Origin of the sequence: Shewanella sp. YQ_9 (genome assembly GCF_043103185.1) — a bacterium.
Classification (GTDB): Bacteria; Pseudomonadota; Gammaproteobacteria; order Enterobacterales; family Shewanellaceae; genus Shewanella; species Shewanella algae.
In genome coordinates, this window is the sequence record NZ_JBICJO010000026.1 from 110,822 (window position 1) to 126,925 (window position 16,104).

A 16,104-nucleotide genomic window follows, 5' to 3' on the forward strand; every position below is an offset into this window, starting at 1 on the left:
ATTAATTTATCTTTATGATGGATATTCAATCATTGTCATTGACAAAGTGGCGAAAACCGGGCATTCTCCTCGGCCTTTAAAAGTATCAAATCCAGTTTTTAGGAGTTGCACCTTGGCTAATAGCAAGACTGCAAAGAAGCGCGCGCTTCAATCAGAAAAGCGTCGTCAACACAACGCTAGCCGTCGCTCTATGTTGCGTACCTACGTGAAAAAAGTTATCGCTGCTATCAAAGCTGGCGATCACAAAGCGGCTACTGAAGCTTTCGCTGTTGCACAACCCATTCTTGACCGTATGGCAACCAAAGGCCTGATCCACAAGAACAAGGCTGCCCGTCATAAGGCTCGTCTGAACGCTCGTATCAAAGCACTGGCTGCTTAATTCGATACCAGCATAAAAAAAACCGGCATTTGCCGGTTTTTTTATATCTGAAATTCAATAACATCAATGACAATAGATGTTATTCAACAGCTTGATGATTTCGCGCACTTCTTCACTCTTGAGCGAATAGTACACTGTCTGGGCTTCTTTGCGGGTTGCCACCAGATTGTCTTTCCGCAACCAAGCCAGATGCTGAGACAAAGCCGACTGACTCAATCCCAGTTTCTTGTTCATTTCCCCAACGCACATCTCTCCCTCACTCAGGAGATAGCACAGAATAAATAAACGCCTCTCATTGGCCAGCGCCTTCAATAATACGACGGCATGGTCCGCTCGCTGCTGCATCAACTCAATATTCATGACGAGCCTATTCTCCTAATACAAACTCCGTCCCTAATATAGCCTTGCCTTACGGAGATAGTCGGGACATAAAGCACACTTTTTGTTAGATTGTTTTCAAAAATGGGACATACCTAATAAAAACAAAGGAAACACATGAAAAACTATCGAACCGCCCTGTTACTCCCACTGTTGATTTCTTCACTTATAGGTTGTCAATCCCCCTCTCCTTCCAATACAAATCAACTGCTTGCTGAATCATTGCAGCAAAAAGCCCTAGATTCTGACCTCGGCTTTCAAATTGTGGAATCTTTAACAGTGGAAGTCGGCCCTCGCCTGGCCGGTAGCCCAAAAGACGCCATGGCGGTTGCCTGGGCGGAGAAAAAGCTACAGTCACTGGGTTTTGACCGTGTCTATAAGGAAGCGGTGGAAGTCCCAGTGTGGGAGCGCGGTGAAGCCAGCGCCAGCATAGTGGCCCCCTTCCAACAGCCTCTGGTCATCACGGCCTTAGGCGGCAGCGTTGCCACCCCGGCAGAGGGCATTACGGCCAAGATAGTCCGCTTTGACAGCCTGGCTGCACTTAAAGAAGCCAATCCTGATGATGTTGCCGGGAAAATTGTCTTTATCGATCAGAAAACCGAGCGCCACAAGACAGGTAAAGGTTACGGCAAGAGCGTAGGTGGCCGCTCAAGAGGCGCCATAGAGGCGGCGCGTAAAGGAGCCTTGGCAATAGTTATCCGTTCGATAGGTACAGATCATGACCGTATGGCTCACACAGGTACCATGCGCTATGAAGAAGGCTTGAAGCGGATCCCGGCTGCGGCCATGTCGGCGCCGGATGCCGATCTTGTCAATGCCATGCTCAAGCGCTCTGCAGATATAACTCTCACGTTAAAGATGTCACCCGAGAACAAGGGCAGCGCCATTTCCTATAACGTCATCGCCGAAGTCACCGGCAGCAGCAAGCCAGATGAAATCGTGCTGATAGGGGCTCATCTGGACTCCTGGGATGAAGGTACAGGGGCCATAGATGACGGTGCCGGAGTCGCGATTGTCACTGCGGCCGGGAAGCTTATCCAGGATTTACCTGTAAAACCTGCACGCACAGTACGTGTCGTGCTTTATGCGGCCGAAGAGATAGGCTTGGTTGGTGGTAAGGCTTATGCCAAAGCCCACGCTGCAGAGCTGGATAAACACTATATCGCTGCAGAATCCGATTTCGGGGCAGGCCCTATCTACCGCATTGACTTTCAGGTCAATGAGCAAGTGCTGCCGAAACTACAGCAACTGACCCAGGTGATGCAGCGAAACGGCGTTGCCGCCGGTGACAACAGCGCCTATGGTGGCCCGGATGTTTCCATGCTGCCGGCCAGTGGCGTTCCTGTCGCCTCCCTGCGCCAGGATGGTACCGATTACTTCGACTACCACCATACCCCCAACGATACCTTGGACAAGATAGATCCCAAGGCGCTGGCACAAAACATTGCGGCCTATGCCCAGTTCGCCTATTTGATGGCACAGTCTGAACTGGAACTGCGGCCACTGCCTGCCAAACAATAAATCACTGCCGCCTTCTATATAGAAAGCCGTTCAATAATGAACGGCTTTCTTATCTTTATATACAGGAAAACACTATCAGCTCTGTTCTTCCCGCAGGAACACTGGAGTATCAGTGCTGGACTCGGCTTCACTGTAATAATAGCCGGCGCTGTTGAATGCCCTTAACCGCTCCAGACTCTGTTCCTCTTGCTCCAATAGGTAACGAGCCATCATGCCTCTGGCCTTCTTGGCATAGAAGCTTATCACCTTGTACCGACCTTTTTTGCAGTCCTTGAACACAGGCGTAATGATACGCCCGTCAACCTGCTTGGTTTTAACCGCCTTGAAGTACTCGTTGGACGCCAAATTCACTACAATATCATCCCCTTGCTGAGCCAATGCCTGATTAATGGCATCTGTGATGATATCCCCCCAGAAGGCGTACAGGTTATTGCCCCTGGGATTGGCCAAGGAGGTGCCCATTTCCAGCCGATAGGCTTGCATCAAGTCCAGAGGCCTCAAGAGGCCATAGAGACCTGACAAAATACGCAGATGCTGCTGAGCCCGAGCAACTGTTTCCGGGGCAAGGCTGTCAGCATCCAGACCTATGTATACGTCACCACGGAAGGCATAGAGTGCCTGTTTGGCATTCTCCGGGGTGAAATCAGGTTGCCACTCGGCGAATCTGGCAGCATTCAAGCCGGCAATTTTGTCACTGACTTTCATCAAAGAAGCAATATTGGCTGGAGTCAGATCCCGGCAAACCTGAATAAGCTCGCTGCTGTGCTCAAGAAACTGTGGCAGGCTGTATTCAGATACCGCCGCAGGGTTGTCATAATCCAGGGTCTTGGCCGGTGAAACCAAAATCAGCATATTCACTCCGTCTTATTCATATAGATTTACCTATGATACTGGCAGGAAATAAAAAAACCACGCACTGATGGCGTGGTTTTTTCGATGGCCCCAATCTGGGGCCGGATTCAGTTACAGGCCTTTGTCACTGCGAACCACAGGTTCACCGGTCCAGATACCCTCTTCGATATGGCCTTCAAGCTCTGGGAATTGGCTCTTGTCAAACACAGGCTCTTTGCCTTCGCTCAACTGATCACGGTAGTCATTAATCACCCGCATGGCAACACCGGAAAGCAATACCAAGGCAATGATATTGACAGTGGCCATCAACCCCATGGACAAGTCTGCCATATCCCACACCAGCTGGATCTTGGCAACAGCGCCAAACATCACCATGCCGAGTACACACAAGCGGAACAGGGGCAGTACCTTGCGGCTGTTATTGGAAAGGAACAGCACATTGGTTTCAGCGTAAGAGTAGTTGGCGATAATGGAAGTGAAACAGAATAGCAAGATGGCAAAGGCCACAAACAGGCCGCCCCAATCACCAACATGGTTGGTCAAAGCAGCTATGGTCAGTTGAATCCCCTTGTCTCCCTCGCTGACGTTGACACTGCTGAGATCACCGGCCAGCAATATGATGGCAGCAGTAGCACTACAGATAACGATAGTGTCCATAAACACACCTATCATCTGTACAAAACCTTGAGATGCTGGATGGTTAGGCGTTGGCGACGCGCTGGCAGCCACATTGGCGGCACTACCCATACCGGCCTCGTTGGAGAACAGACCGCGGGCAACCCCGGACTGCATCGCCTGAGCCACAGTATAAGCGACTCCCCCTGCGGCCGCTTCCTGCCAGCCGAAGGCACTGTTGACTATCAGTTCAATAATGGTCGGCAGTTGCTCAATATTCATGCCGACAACGACCATGGCGATCAGGATATAGGCAAAAGCCATAATAGGCACAACCACCTCGGAGACCCGCGCAACCTTACGCAGCCCCCCCATGATCACCACACTGCTGGCCAGCACCAGGAAAATACCTATCCAATAACTGGCTTTTACATCAAACCAGTAGGCCTCTTTTACATCAAACACGATCTCCAGAGCACCGGCTATGGTATTGGACTGCACCGCATTAAATACCAAGCCGAAGGCGATGATCAGAAACACGGAGAAGAGAATCCCCATCCAGCGTTGTCCCAGTCCCCGTTCCATATAATAGGAGGGACCACCACGAAACTGGCCATCTTTATCTTTTACTTTATATATCTGAGCCAGAGTCGACTCAATCATAGCCGTGGCCATACCCAGAAGGGCGATGAGCCACATCCAGAATACGGCTCCAGGGCCACCGGCCCCTATGGCAACCGCCACACCGGCCATATTACCGGCCCCGACCCTGGCGGCCATGCTGGTGCAAAACACCTGAAATGAAGACAAACCACTTTCACAGCCCTGTCTACTGGTTGCCATCACCTTGGCAGAATGCCCCAGGTGAGTAAGCTGAATGAACAACAACCTCAGGGTAAAGTACAGGCCGGCCCCCACCAGGGCATAAACCAATAGTTTTCCCCAAAGAAGAGAGTTCAAAAAACCGACTATGGTTTCGATAGTTTCTATTATCATAATTGTAAGCTTTCCCGTGGCAAACCTGGCCCATCACTGACTGGATGACGCCAAATTTGTGGTTAAGATTCCTTCCTGAATGAAAAAGGATAAGCATCGGCCAGTTTCTTTTCGAATTATCCTACATACACTAAGGTATGCCGGCCGCGCTTGAGGGCGGAGAAAATAGCATAGGATGCTAAAATTCTCGCGTGATCAAGATCACACTTAATCACTCATGTGACAGTAAATTCACCATAAAAACACCAGAACAAGCTAGTGTTATAACCTAAATAACAAGGGCATCACAGAGACTTTCGAACAAAGCCACCGGCTAAACAAACTTTCAAAACTTGGATGCGGGACACATTTTTGTAATAAAACTACAAATATAGTACCTACAAGATAATCTGATTCACTTTTAGCTAGCTCAAGCGAGGCACGATATGACCCAAAAGCAAGAGATAGGTGCACTGAAGAAATTTGTCCGGGCCACTAACTTCCTGGCAACCTCACAGATTTACCTCAAGCACAATGTATTGTACAAACGCCCGTTGCAACACAGTGATATTAAGCCAAGGCTCTTGGGTCACTGGGGAACCTGTCCGGGGATCAACTTTGTATACGCCAACGTGAACAGATTGATTACCAAGCACAAGCGCCCATTCCTCTACCTGGTCGGCCCAGGTCACGGTTTCCCAGCTGTACAGGCTAACCTCTTCCTCGAAGGCTCTCTCAGCCACTTCTATCCAGAAACCATTCCGTACAACGAAACCGGTATTGAAGATATCTGTCGCAAGTTCTCCGCGGCTTACGGCTATCCTTCGCATGCCAACCCCGAAGCTCCCGGACAAATCCTTGAAGGGGGTGAGCTGGGCTACTCCTTGTCTGTCGCTTGGGGCGCTGTTCTGGATAATCCTGACTTGATTGCCGCTGTACTCGTTGGTGACGGTGAATCTGAAACCGGTCCACTGGCTGCCTCCTGGTATGCCAACCGTCTGGTTTCTCCTGCCACCAACGGTGCCATACTGCCAATAGTGCATATTAATGGTTACAAGATTTCCGGCCCAACCCGTATGGGACGCATGAGCCACGAAGAGCTGGAACTTGAATTCAGAGGCCTGGGTTATCACCCCATCATAGTGGACAGCGAGCAGGAAGAAGATGTCTACCTGCAGATGACCAAAGCGATGGATACGGCTTATGAGATGATCAACGACATCCAGAAACGTGCCCGCAACGGCGAAGATGTGGTCAAGCCACGTTGGCCGGTGCTCCTGATGCGCACCGCCAAAGGCTGGACCGGCGTTCCCGAATACGATGGTAAGAAACTCGAAGGCAACTGCGAGTCTCACCAGGTAATTGTCAATAAGTGTGCCACCGACAAAGGTCATCTGGCCGCATTGGATGGCTGGCTCGACAGTTACAAGTTCTCTGAACTTTACTCTATCAATGAGCAGAACCAGATTGTCTTCGACAAAGACATCCAGTCACTGCTGCCCCCTGCTGAACTCTGCTGTGGCCGTCAAAAGATGAGCTATGGTGGTGAAGTGGTGCGTGCCCTCAGCAATCCTGATCTGGAAAAACTGGCCTATGGCCCCGAAGTCCCAAGAGGTCATCGTGGTTATTCCATGCTGAAAATGGGTCAGTGGATGCGCGAAGCCTTCCGCCTCAATAAAGATCAGCGCAACCTGCGGATCTTCAGCCCTGACGAAACTTACTCCAACCAGCTGCAAGCCGTATTCGAAGCGACAGATCGCGCCTGGCAATGGCCGATTGAAAGCTGGGATGAAGATATGAGCCGTGATGGTCGGGTCATGGAGCTGTTGTCTGAAAACCTGCTGTTCGGCATGATGCATGGCTACACAGTCACCGGCCGCCACGCTATGTTCCCTACCTATGAGTCTTTCTCGCAGGTAGTGTCTTCCATGGCCGACCAATACTGTAAGTATGTCTATGCCAGCCAAGGGGTTCACTTCCGTAAGCCGCTGCCGGCTTGCAACGTGGTGCTTTCCTCTCTGCTGGAACGTCAGGATCACAACGGTTACTCTCACCAGAACCCTTCTTTCCTGGGCGCCATGCTTGAGAAACATCCGAAGATTATCTCGGCTTATCTGCCAGCCGATGCCAACACCACTCTGGTTTACACAGAACGCGCTTTCGCCGACCGCGACAAACTGAACATTCTGGTCGCCGGTAAGAAAGAGCTGCCTCAATGGCTGAGCCTTGATGAAGCCCGTAAACAAGCCAAAGACGGTGTAATGGTCTGGGACTTTGCCTCTGATGAAAACCCTGATGTCGTCCTGGCTGGCTGTGGTGACTATGTCACTCAGGAGTGTATGGCGGCATTGGTATTAATTCGTGAACTCCTGCCAAGAGTGCGTATCCGCTTTGTCAGCGTCACTGAATTACACAGCAGTGGTCTGGGTAGCCTCAAGTTCCAGGAAAAACCTTGGTTGATGGATGAGATATTCACCGAAAATAAAGGTGTGGTATTTAACTATCACGGTTATCCAAACACCATCAAAAAACTGATCTTCGATTACAAAGGTAGTCACAGATTCAGAATTAAAGGTTATGAAGAGGAAGGTTCAACCACCACACCATTTGATATGGGTGTTCGTAACGGCACTTCCCGTTATCACCTGGTAATAGATATGGCTTACAAACTATTCCAGCAAGGTGTTATCGATGAAACCCGCCACGTTGCGATTACCACAGATATGTTACAACGCTTGGTTGATCATAGAAATTATATCAAGGCCAATGGTGTGGATCCTGAGTATATCGAGAACTGGATTTGGACCCGTTAAGCTGAACCTTAGCTAAACAATAGACAAATAATTTAGTTATAAAATTGTTTGCCAAAAATAAAAAAAGCGCCTTCAAACAGGCGCTTTTTCTTTATTTTAAATTGTTAAGCAAAGCCCAAGAGCAAATCTTGAACAATAAATTTATTGGTCGATAAGTGGAAAATTGCTTTTTTTCAATGGATAATTGACCCAGCTAGCTAAAACACTAAAGGAAATCCCACATTAAGTGCTAGTCATGTTTCCTATACGGGACATCTGGGTAATTGAATAGCAATGGACTTGGAGAACATGATGAATAAGACATTTAAAGTATTGTTGCTCGCATCTATGATGCCTTTTGCAGCATCTGCAGCAGACGAGCTCAGCCCATGGTATGTGGGTGCGGGCCTCGGTGTAAATAACTACGAACCTAACTGCGATCAGAAAACCATGAAAACCTGTGGTGAAGACGATCCATATGCATGGGACGTGTTTGCAGGTTACCTGTTCAACGATTACTTTGGTGTAGAACTGGGTTATCGTGACCTGGGTCGTGCCGAATGGACCGACTATACCAACAAGCTCAATGACGTAGGTGCCAAGGGCGCCACTCTGGGCCTGGTGGCTTTCTGGCCTTTCGCCGACAAATGGAGCCTGTCTGCTGAAGCCGGTGCCATGAACTACCACATTTCCAACAACAGACAATGGGGTAGCGAGTACTACAGTGACAGCGGTGTTGCACCTTACTTCGGTGCCGGTATCGGTTACAACATCACAGAGAACCTGAAACTAGCCGCCAAGTATCGTCGTTATGAAAACCTCGACGAAGAAAAGTGGAACACTCTGGCAATGGAAAGCAACTACTGGGGTCTTGAACTGAGCTACCGTTTCGGCAGCACTTCAAAGCCTGCTCCAGTAGCACCAGTGGTCATAGAGCCAGTTGACAGCGACAACGACGGTGTCAACGACGATATGGACCAGTGTCCAAACACACCAGCTAACCACAAAGTAGACGCCAACGGTTGCTCTATCTATGTTGAGAAGCTGGAGAAGCTGGAAGTTAAGGCTGAGTTCGATAACAACTCATCTGTACTGAAAGCCGACTCTATGGCTGAAATCCAGAAAGTCGCTGACTTCATGAACAAGTACCCTAAAGCCGATCTGGAAATCGCCGGCCACGCATCACTGCCTGGTAAAGCCGATTACAACCAGTGGCTGTCTCAGAAACGTGCCGACGCAGTTGCCAAAGTACTGGTTGACCAGTATGGCATCGATGCCAGCCGTATCAACGCCAAGGGCTACGGTGAAAGCCAGCCGCTGATGCAGGGTTCTTCTGCTGAAGCCAACAAGGTTAACCGCCGTATTGAAGCTCACATGAGCTTTAAAGAAAAAGAAGCCCTGCTGAAGTAAGCTGAACTTCTTCTGGAAAAGTCGCTGCCCTGCAGCGACTTTTTTGTTTTCAGCCTTTGTGTCATTAGAATTCCCCCGGTTATGGGAGTACACTTCCTTTAACCGAAAACGGCCCTCATTGACAATTTCTCACCATTTTTGTAATTTTTTTTCAATCCTGGTTGGAAACGAGGGCAAAATCGCTTTTAATAGCGTCATGCAATCCCCGCGTAAACGGCCGCAATCTGAGAAGGATGTTTTTCATGGCAAACACACTCACGCAACTCAAATCCGTTACAACCATAGTTGCTGATACCGGCGACATCGAGGCGATCAAGCTCTATCATCCGCAAGATGCCACCACCAACCCATCACTGATCCTTAAAGCCTCTCAGATCCCTGAGTATGCCCCACTGATCGATGATGCTATTTCCTGGGCCAAATCTCAGAGCCAGGATCCGCAGCAACAACTGGAAGACGCCGCAGACAAGCTGGCGGTCAACATAGGGGTGGAAATTCTCAAGCTGGTACCGGGACGTATTTCAACCGAAGTAGATGCCCGCCTGTCATTTGATAAAGCCGGCTCCATCGCCAAAGCCTATAAGCTGGTTAAGCTCTATGAAGCAGCCGGTATCGATAAGTCACGCATTCTGATCAAACTGGCTTCCACCTGGGAAGGCATCTGTGCCGCCAAAGAGCTGGAGCAAAACGGTATCAACTGCAACCTGACACTTTTGTTCAGTTTCGCCCAGGCCAGAGCCTGCGCCGAAGCCGGAGTTTACCTGATCTCGCCCTTCGTCGGCCGTATTCTCGACTGGTACAAGAAGAACACCGGCAAGGACTATAGCGCTGGTGAAGATCCAGGTGTGGTCTCAGTAACCCAGATCTACAACTACTATAAACAGCATGGTTATCAGACAGTGGTTATGGGTGCCAGCTTCCGTAACACAGGTGAAATCATTGAGCTCGCCGGCTGTGATCGCCTGACTATAGGCCCATCTTTGCTGGAAGAACTGGCCAACTCAGACACCCAAATAGTGACCAAGCTGCAACCTGCCACTGAAACCCAAGAACCACCCAAGCCGTTGACCGAGGCTGAGTTCCGCTGGGAGTTCAACGAAGATCCCATGGCAGTGGAAAAACTGGCTGAAGGTATCCGTAACTTCGCCATAGACCAGGGCAAACTCGAGACCATGCTCAAGGCTAAACTGAGCTAGACAAGGTCTGTGCTGAAATTGAAGATCAGGGACAACTCATGACACATTTGACTCAATCCGCTAGCTGGCAGGCTCTCAAGGCGATGAGTGCAGACCTGCCTCACATGCGTGAACTCTTTGCCGAAAACGCGCAGCGCTTTGAACAGCTGTCGCTCAAAGACTGTGGACTGCTGTTGGATTATTCCAAGAACCGCCTCACTGATACCGTGCTGCAGGAGCTGCTCAAACTCGCCCGTGAAGCCGGACTTGAGCAAAAAATAGCGGCTATGTTTGCCGGCGAAGCAATCAATACCACGGAGCAGCGTGCCGTGTTGCACACAGCTCTGAGAGCACCGGCCGATGCGGATATTCGCGTCGATGGCGTCAATGTAGTCCCTGAAGTTCAGCAAACCCTGGCGCAAATGGAGGCTTTTGTCGAGGCGCTCTATTCAGGTCAGTGGCGCGGCTATACCGGCAAGAAGATCACTGATCTTGTCTCCATCGGAATTGGCGGTTCCTTCCTCGGCCCCAAGATTATCTCCGAGGCCCTGCGTCCCTATTGGAACGGTAAGCTACAGTGTCACTTCGTCGCCAATGTCGACGGCACGGCCATCAGTGAAAAACTGAAGAAGCTGGATCCTGAGACCACCCTGTTCCTGATGTCGTCAAAATCCTTTGGCACTCAGGAAACCCTGACCAACACCCTCAGCGCCAAAGAGTGGTTCCTGGCCAAAGGTGGTTCACAGCAGGATATCGGCAAGCACTTTGCGGCAATTACCTCCAATGTCGCCAAGGCAACGGCGTTTGGCATAGATGAAGACAACATCTTCCCCATGTGGGATTGGGTTGGCGGGCGCTATTCTCTCTGGTCGGCCATAGGTTTACCCATAGCCGCCCTGATAGGCATGGATAACTTCAAGGCACTGTTGGCCGGCGCCAGAACAATGGATGTACATTTCGCATCCAGACCTCTTGAGCAGAATATGCCAGTGATCATGGGCCTGCTCTCTGTTTGGTACAACAATTTCTTCAATGCCCAGTCCCACGTGGTGTTGACCTATGATCACTACCTCAGAGGGCTTCCGGCCTATTTCCAGCAGCTGGATATGGAGAGTAACGGGAAGTCCGCCACTCTGGACGGCAATTCAGTGGATTACAGCACAGGGCCGGTTATTTGGGGCGGAGAAGGCACTAATGGCCAACACGCCTACCACCAGCTGTTGCACCAAGGTACAGCTTTGATTCCGGCGGACTTTATCCTGCCGCTGCAAAGCCATAATCCTATCGGTGAGCATCACGCTCAGCTGGCATCCAACTGTTTTGGTCAGACCCAGGCGCTGATGCAAGGACGAACCTTCGATGAAGCCTTGGCCGAACTGGCCGACAGCCCACTCTCAGAGGCTGAGAAACAGCTTATTGCCAAACATAAGGTCATGGAAGGCAACAAGCCGAGCAATACCCTGTTGATGGACAAGCTGACCCCAATAACCCTGGGCGCCTTGATTGCTCTTTACGAACACAGAACCCTGGTTCAGGGCGCTATCTGGGATATCAACTCATTCGATCAATGGGGAGTTGAGCTGGGTAAAACGCTGGGGAATGAAGTGCTGTCGCGTATCGGCGCAGAGCAAAACAGCCAGGATCTGGATGCTTCCAGCAATGCCCTGATCAATCTCTTCAAACAAGGAAAAATCTAGCCCGTTAACCTTGTAAATCAACAGATACCAGCCAGCTCCACTGGCTGGTATTTTTTTGCCCGCCATCTTGTCTATACGCCTTCATCAAAGCATCACTCAAGTTTAACAAAATAGAAACATTCTTCTTGCACCCTGTTTGCCAAGTATGATATTTAAATGTTGATAAAACATACAACAACAGGAGGTTGCCATGGATCGTTTGGATTATGGTAGTGCGCTAGACGAAGTCGTTGAAAGACCAAGCCGCTCTCGAAGCTCCAACAAGAAGCGCAAATGGCGCGAAATCGAAGCGCTGAAAGATAAACATCGTCTGTTGAAGGAACTACAGGAGATAGACAGCAGTTTTGACTATGATATCGACAGCCTCCTCTGAATATGAGAGACATTAAAAAAGAGCGCCAAGCGCTCTTTTTTAATGTCTGCTTCCCACAAGGTTATCTGTCTGCGGTTTGAATATAGCTTCTCAGCTCGTCGAATAGCTGGTTATCATCGCTGCTGAACAAAGGATCCTCTATCAGCTTCAACTCACACATGCTTTGGATCTTCTGCCAGTCTTCATCCTTCAGGCTCTTGGCAAGCAAAGGAAAGATCTCCCGCTCTTCATACAGCATGTGCTTTTCCTGCAAATCCACATATCCCTTCAATTCAGCAACCAGTTTTTCCTTGGCCACCACCACGTCGTTCAGGATCAGGTTGAGTGTCGCCATCAAGGCCGATGAAGCTTCAATCAATTTTTGGTGCTCTTCCTCAAGACGCCGGGTAGGCTCGGTACGGCTCTCCTTGATAAGGAAATAGTCGTAAATGATGTCTTCGAGTGGATGATGGCTGTGCTCGGCATAGCCCTGCATATATTCGACAACATCCCGTACCAGATTAAAATTGACGTGCTCACCTTCGGCCAGCTTCAGGTATTTCCCCTTCAGCAACTTCAGCAATATGGCAATATGCTTGTGGTCATTCATCAATCTTTGCAGCATAGGGCACTCCATTTTGAGTCGGGCCTTTCTAGGTAATAGTAGTAAACAGGCCAAATATTACTCAATACTAACCATAGATGTTTTCCGGGGACATGATAAAGATCAAGGAAAATAACCTTCTAAATCAATAATTCATAAATTAGCACCTTGTATAATCTTCAATGCCTTTACGCTGCTTGCCCCAAAAGCGGGCCAGGCGCCTCAGCCCCCTTGGCTTTCCTCCATCATCACCAGCATCTCTTTGAGAGAGCCACGGATACGATTGAAGGCTTCACCGGCAGAGCTGGCTTCGCGCAGATGTCGCTCAACCATGGAGGTAAAATAACTCTCCTGCTCTTCTGTCATGTCCAGCACATGAAAGCTACTGCGAATTTCAGTAGTGATCCCCGATAAGGTATCGCAGAAGCGCTGATCCTGTTGCTGCATGGAATCACCCAACTGCTTCATCAGCAGGTGTAACCTATCCATCACCCGTCGCAGCATCTGCTGACGCTCTATGTCCAATACCCTAGCCTCTAATCCTTCGACCACAACGGCAATCACATCCCTGAGGCGGCCGTAAAGCACCTCATCCTTGACCGGCATATTCTTGATCAAGAATGACACATGCTTGTCATTGCACATGGTTCGGTTGCCAAAGTCATACAGGCGTCCCTGTTTGTCCAAAAGTTCAAAGATATTGGCTTCTATCGGGCTTATCTGGGTATTGTCCGGCACAAAATATTCGGCGCTGTCTGTGCGTATTTCCAGACAGGTATTGAGGTTGAGCTGAGTCATCAGCTCAAAAAAGGCATCGGCAAGGGCACGGTAGTTGTTACAAAGAAAACATTGGCGGAAGAATTGCAGCACGCAGCCATATTGGGACGATTCACTCATGGACTGAAACGCCATATTTCTCGACATGGACTCGGCCTGCATCAGAGACTGTTTGCGCTGTTGATATTGCGCCACACTGCGTACCTTGGCCAACAGCTCTTTCAGCTCAAAGGGTTTAGCGATAAAGTCTACCGCCCCGGCCTCATAGGCCTTGAGGCGCTCATTGAGGGTATTCATACCGGAAACAAATACCACTGACGCCTCTCGCCCCTGTGATTGCAAGTGAGCACATAACTCCACACCGCTGGAATCCGGCAGATTGATATCCATCAGGATAATTTCCGGTGTCGCCGACTCCAACGCCGCCAAATAAGCTGCTGCCGAATCAAACACTTTGACGGAGTAATCATCCTGTAAGACTTCCTCTATCAAAGCCAGATAATCAACATCATCATCCACTACCCAGACAGTTAAATTGTCCATAACTCTCCCTTACTGTCATCAGCAAATCTAATTCCCACCTGCTTGAGTGCCAGAATCAATCCTGTCAGATCAAAGGGTTTATGCAGTACCGGAAACGGCATCTCATCGGCGCTGGAAATACCTATGTCCTGAATAAAGCCGGAGATCAGCAACACAAGCAGTGAGTGTTTAACATTGAGTTTTTGTGCAAGTTCGTAGCCGTTGATACCGCCAGGCATCAACACATCTGTGATAAGAAGCTCGGCATCACAACGCTGCTGCTCGTAGCGTTGCAGCACTGTGAGGGGATCATGGAACAGCTCCGCCTCTATCCCCAGCAGGTCGCAATAGTCGGCCATCACTTCCAGCATCTCAGGCTCATCATCCACCACTATCGCCTTTATCGGACGCCTGACTCTGGGCAATTCCCCCGTATGGGTACTGAGTTGTGGCTCAGTCGCCAACTTACGACTCTGCGGGAACCATAATCTGAATTCAGTGCCGGCGGCGCCTGTGTTCAGGATGGCGATATAACCCTTGGAACGTTTAACAAAACCGTACACCATGGCCAGTCCAAGACCTGTGCCCTTACTCTTGCCCTTGGTGGTGAAGAACGGGTCGAATACCTTGTCCTGAAAGGCTTCAGGAATACCACTGCCGCCATCAATCACACTGATCCATACATAATGCCCGGGCTCTACCTGGGTCTTGCCTATGGCGATCCCGGGTAGATAACCACTCAAATAGCAACTGCCGGTACGTATCTTGAGTTCTCCCTTGCCCTCCATGGCATCGCGACCATTGAGCAGCAGATTCAATAAGGCGTCTTCAAGCTCCCCTTTGTCGAGCATCACAGGTTTGTTATCCGGTGCCAGCTCAATACTCAGCGTTATTTGACTGGTCAATGACTTGGCAAACAACTCCTGCAAACCTTCAATCACCTCATTGACCTGACAAGGCTCGGCATTGAACTGTTCCTGGCGCGAAAACGACAACAGTCTGCGGGTCAGATCTGTGCCTCGCTGGCAGGCCTTAAAGGCGGTATTGAGGTATTTTTCAGCTTTGGGATCAGAGGTTTTAAGCTGCATTAACTCCAGGTTACCCTTCAATACCCCGAGAATATTGTTGAAGTCGTGGGCTATGCCGCCGACCAACTCACCAATGGCCTGCATCTTCTGGGTTCTGGCCACGGCCTGCTGCAATTGATGCTGCTCGCTGTAATCGCGACCTATAACGGCGTATATGCGCCGACTTTGGGAAATACAGTAACAATTGAGATGCAATAACTCCCTGCCGCCATCGCCCTTATGACACCAAAGTTCCCCGGTATAACTGCCCTTACGGCGCAACTGCTCCCTAAAGGAGTCACTTTCTTCGCCTTCAAACAACAAGCCGGTTAAATTGGCGCCCACCAATTCCCGGTTGGCATATAAGGTCACAGCTGTGGCTGCCGGGTTGGCGTAAAGGATGGGTTCTCGCTCAGTTTCAAGACTAAATAGCAGTAATAAACTGTCGGCACCGTCTATAACAGCCTTGAAGCAGAGTTCATCCTCTGCCGACTGTGATGAACTGCGGCTGAGCTGACATTGATAGATGGCCCCCACCAAGGGGCCGATACTGGCCTGGAATGAGGCCAAAGACTCAAACCAACCGGGAGCAGATGAGTGGAAAAACAGCAATAGATCTGAATCTTTGATTGGCCAGACGGTAAACTTCAGCCATTGATGAAGCCCTTGTTGGCTCGCTTCTTTGGCCCATTGATTAACACTGCTCCAAAGCGTCAAATAGATAACCGGATCCCGACACCAACAAGTGACTGATTCCGGCATATCGTTGGCGCCCAACTCTGAGCGTTCCACCATCAGCAAAGCCTCTGCCCCTGAGGCATGTACCAGGGTCTGGCACAGGGCCGGCAATACGTCCTGTCCCTGGGTCAAACCCAGTTGCAATTTAGCCAGTTCAATCAGCAGTCGGGACCAGTCGCCAGGGAATTCGGTTTGAGCCTCAGAGGAAAACACGTTAAAGTCCCTTTCCGTTGTTTTTCAGTCATTCAAG

General features: G+C 49.9%; 13 protein-coding genes. 7 read left to right on the top strand and 6 right to left on the bottom strand.

Annotated elements, in window-relative coordinates; translation table 11 throughout:
• The first annotated feature begins 112 nt into the window (after positions 1 to 112).
• Positions 113 to 379 (top strand): 30S ribosomal protein S20, encoded by a 267-nt coding sequence (rpsT, locus tag ACF8D4_RS07675; protein ID WP_025011908.1) that lies wholly within the window; start codon positions 113 to 115, stop codon positions 377 to 379.
• A 63-nt stretch (positions 380 to 442) separates the two neighbouring features.
• Here the strand turns inward: rpsT and ACF8D4_RS07680 are convergent, their stop codons facing one another.
• On the bottom strand, positions 443 to 739 hold the full coding sequence (locus ACF8D4_RS07680) for a metalloregulator ArsR/SmtB family transcription factor (RefSeq protein WP_025011907.1): 297 nt from the start codon (positions 737 to 739) through the stop codon (positions 443 to 445).
• Between the two features lie 135 nt (positions 740 to 874).
• Between ACF8D4_RS07680 and ACF8D4_RS07685 the strand changes: the two genes are divergently transcribed.
• Positions 875 to 2,278 (top strand): M28 family metallopeptidase, encoded by a 1,404-nt coding sequence (locus ACF8D4_RS07685; RefSeq protein ID WP_071238257.1) that lies wholly within the window; start codon positions 875 to 877, stop codon positions 2,276 to 2,278.
• A 75-nt stretch (positions 2,279 to 2,353) separates the two neighbouring features.
• On the opposite strand, the gene yaaA is transcribed toward ACF8D4_RS07685, so the two are convergent.
• Together yaaA and ACF8D4_RS07695 are read right to left on the bottom strand one after the other, a co-directional pair.
• Positions 2,354 to 3,130: a peroxide stress protein YaaA gene (yaaA, locus tag ACF8D4_RS07690; RefSeq protein ID WP_392464865.1), complete on the bottom strand. Its 777-nt coding sequence runs from the start codon at positions 3,128 to 3,130 to the stop codon at positions 2,354 to 2,356.
• 111 nt (positions 3,131 to 3,241) lie between these two features.
• A complete protein-coding gene (locus ACF8D4_RS07695; protein WP_096140796.1) occupies positions 3,242 to 4,741 on the bottom strand; it encodes a sodium:alanine symporter family protein in 1,500 nt (499 codons plus the stop codon).
• Positions 4,742 to 5,166: 425 nt separating this feature from the next.
• On the opposite strand from ACF8D4_RS07695, the gene ACF8D4_RS07700 reads away from it, so the two are divergent.
• The 5 genes from ACF8D4_RS07700 (at position 5,167) to ACF8D4_RS07720 (ending at position 12,167) form a co-directional block, all read left to right on the top strand.
• Positions 5,167 to 7,533, top strand: a complete 2,367-nt coding sequence (locus ACF8D4_RS07700; RefSeq protein ID WP_392464867.1) for a phosphoketolase family protein — start codon at positions 5,167 to 5,169, stop codon at positions 7,531 to 7,533.
• Positions 7,534 to 7,821: 288 nt separating this feature from the next.
• Positions 7,822 to 8,922 carry an OmpA family protein gene (locus tag ACF8D4_RS07705; RefSeq protein WP_392468572.1) on the top strand — a complete coding sequence of 367 codons (1,101 nt, stop codon included), beginning with the start codon at positions 7,822 to 7,824 and terminating at the stop codon, positions 8,920 to 8,922.
• A gap of 242 nt (positions 8,923 to 9,164) precedes the next feature.
• Positions 9,165 to 10,118, top strand: a complete 954-nt coding sequence (tal, locus tag ACF8D4_RS07710; protein WP_101059481.1) for a transaldolase — start codon at positions 9,165 to 9,167, stop codon at positions 10,116 to 10,118.
• Between the two features lie 38 nt (positions 10,119 to 10,156).
• The gene (gene pgi / locus ACF8D4_RS07715; RefSeq protein WP_144227353.1) at positions 10,157 to 11,794 is read left to right on the top strand and encodes a glucose-6-phosphate isomerase; all 1,638 of its coding nucleotides are present in this window, start codon (positions 10,157 to 10,159) and stop codon (positions 11,792 to 11,794) included.
• A 190-nt stretch (positions 11,795 to 11,984) separates the two neighbouring features.
• Entirely contained in the window at positions 11,985 to 12,167 is a 183-nt protein-coding gene (locus ACF8D4_RS07720) for a DUF3545 family protein (protein WP_025010585.1), read from the top strand.
• A gap of 61 nt (positions 12,168 to 12,228) precedes the next feature.
• On the opposite strand, the gene ACF8D4_RS07725 is transcribed toward ACF8D4_RS07720, so the two are convergent.
• The 3 genes from ACF8D4_RS07725 to ACF8D4_RS07735 form a co-directional block, all read right to left on the bottom strand.
• A complete protein-coding gene (locus tag ACF8D4_RS07725) occupies positions 12,229 to 12,771 on the bottom strand; it encodes a hemerythrin domain-containing protein (RefSeq protein ID WP_025010584.1) in 543 nt (180 codons plus the stop codon).
• Between the two features lie 201 nt (positions 12,772 to 12,972).
• Entirely contained in the window at positions 12,973 to 14,070 is a 1,098-nt protein-coding gene (locus ACF8D4_RS07730; RefSeq protein WP_044734935.1) for a response regulator transcription factor, read from the bottom strand.
• Positions 14,058 to 16,067, bottom strand: coding sequence for an ATP-binding protein (locus tag ACF8D4_RS07735; protein ID WP_392464870.1), 2,010 nt, complete (start codon positions 16,065 to 16,067; stop codon positions 14,058 to 14,060). Before ACF8D4_RS07735 ends, ACF8D4_RS07730 begins: the two co-directional genes overlap by 13 nt.
• Between the last annotated feature and the right edge of the window lie 37 nt (positions 16,068 to 16,104).

What these genes read in the sequence shown, in the direction of transcription:
- ACF8D4_RS07680 (WP_025011907.1), bottom strand. Translation starts at nt 739, where the DNA reads ATGAATATTGAGTTGATGCAGCAGCGAGCGGACCATGCCGTCGTATTA.
- ACF8D4_RS07685 (WP_071238257.1), top strand. Translation starts at nt 875, where the DNA reads ATGAAAAACTATCGAACCGCCCTGTTACTCCCACTGTTGATTTCTTCA.
- yaaA (WP_392464865.1), bottom strand. Translation starts at nt 3,130, where the DNA reads ATGCTGATTTTGGTTTCACCGGCCAAGACCCTGGATTATGACAACCCT.
- ACF8D4_RS07695 (WP_096140796.1), bottom strand. Translation starts at nt 4,741, where the DNA reads ATGATAATAGAAACTATCGAAACCATAGTCGGTTTTTTGAACTCTCTT.
- ACF8D4_RS07700 (WP_392464867.1), top strand. Translation starts at nt 5,167, where the DNA reads ATGACCCAAAAGCAAGAGATAGGTGCACTGAAGAAATTTGTCCGGGCC.
- ACF8D4_RS07705 (WP_392468572.1), top strand. Translation starts at nt 7,822, where the DNA reads ATGATGAATAAGACATTTAAAGTATTGTTGCTCGCATCTATGATGCCT.
- tal (WP_101059481.1), top strand. Translation starts at nt 9,165, where the DNA reads ATGGCAAACACACTCACGCAACTCAAATCCGTTACAACCATAGTTGCT.
- pgi (WP_144227353.1), top strand. Translation starts at nt 10,157, where the DNA reads ATGACACATTTGACTCAATCCGCTAGCTGGCAGGCTCTCAAGGCGATG.
- ACF8D4_RS07720 (WP_025010585.1), top strand. Translation starts at nt 11,985, where the DNA reads ATGGATCGTTTGGATTATGGTAGTGCGCTAGACGAAGTCGTTGAAAGA.
- ACF8D4_RS07725 (WP_025010584.1), bottom strand. Translation starts at nt 12,771, where the DNA reads ATGCTGCAAAGATTGATGAATGACCACAAGCATATTGCCATATTGCTG.
- ACF8D4_RS07730 (WP_044734935.1), bottom strand. Translation starts at nt 14,070, where the DNA reads ATGGACAATTTAACTGTCTGGGTAGTGGATGATGATGTTGATTATCTG.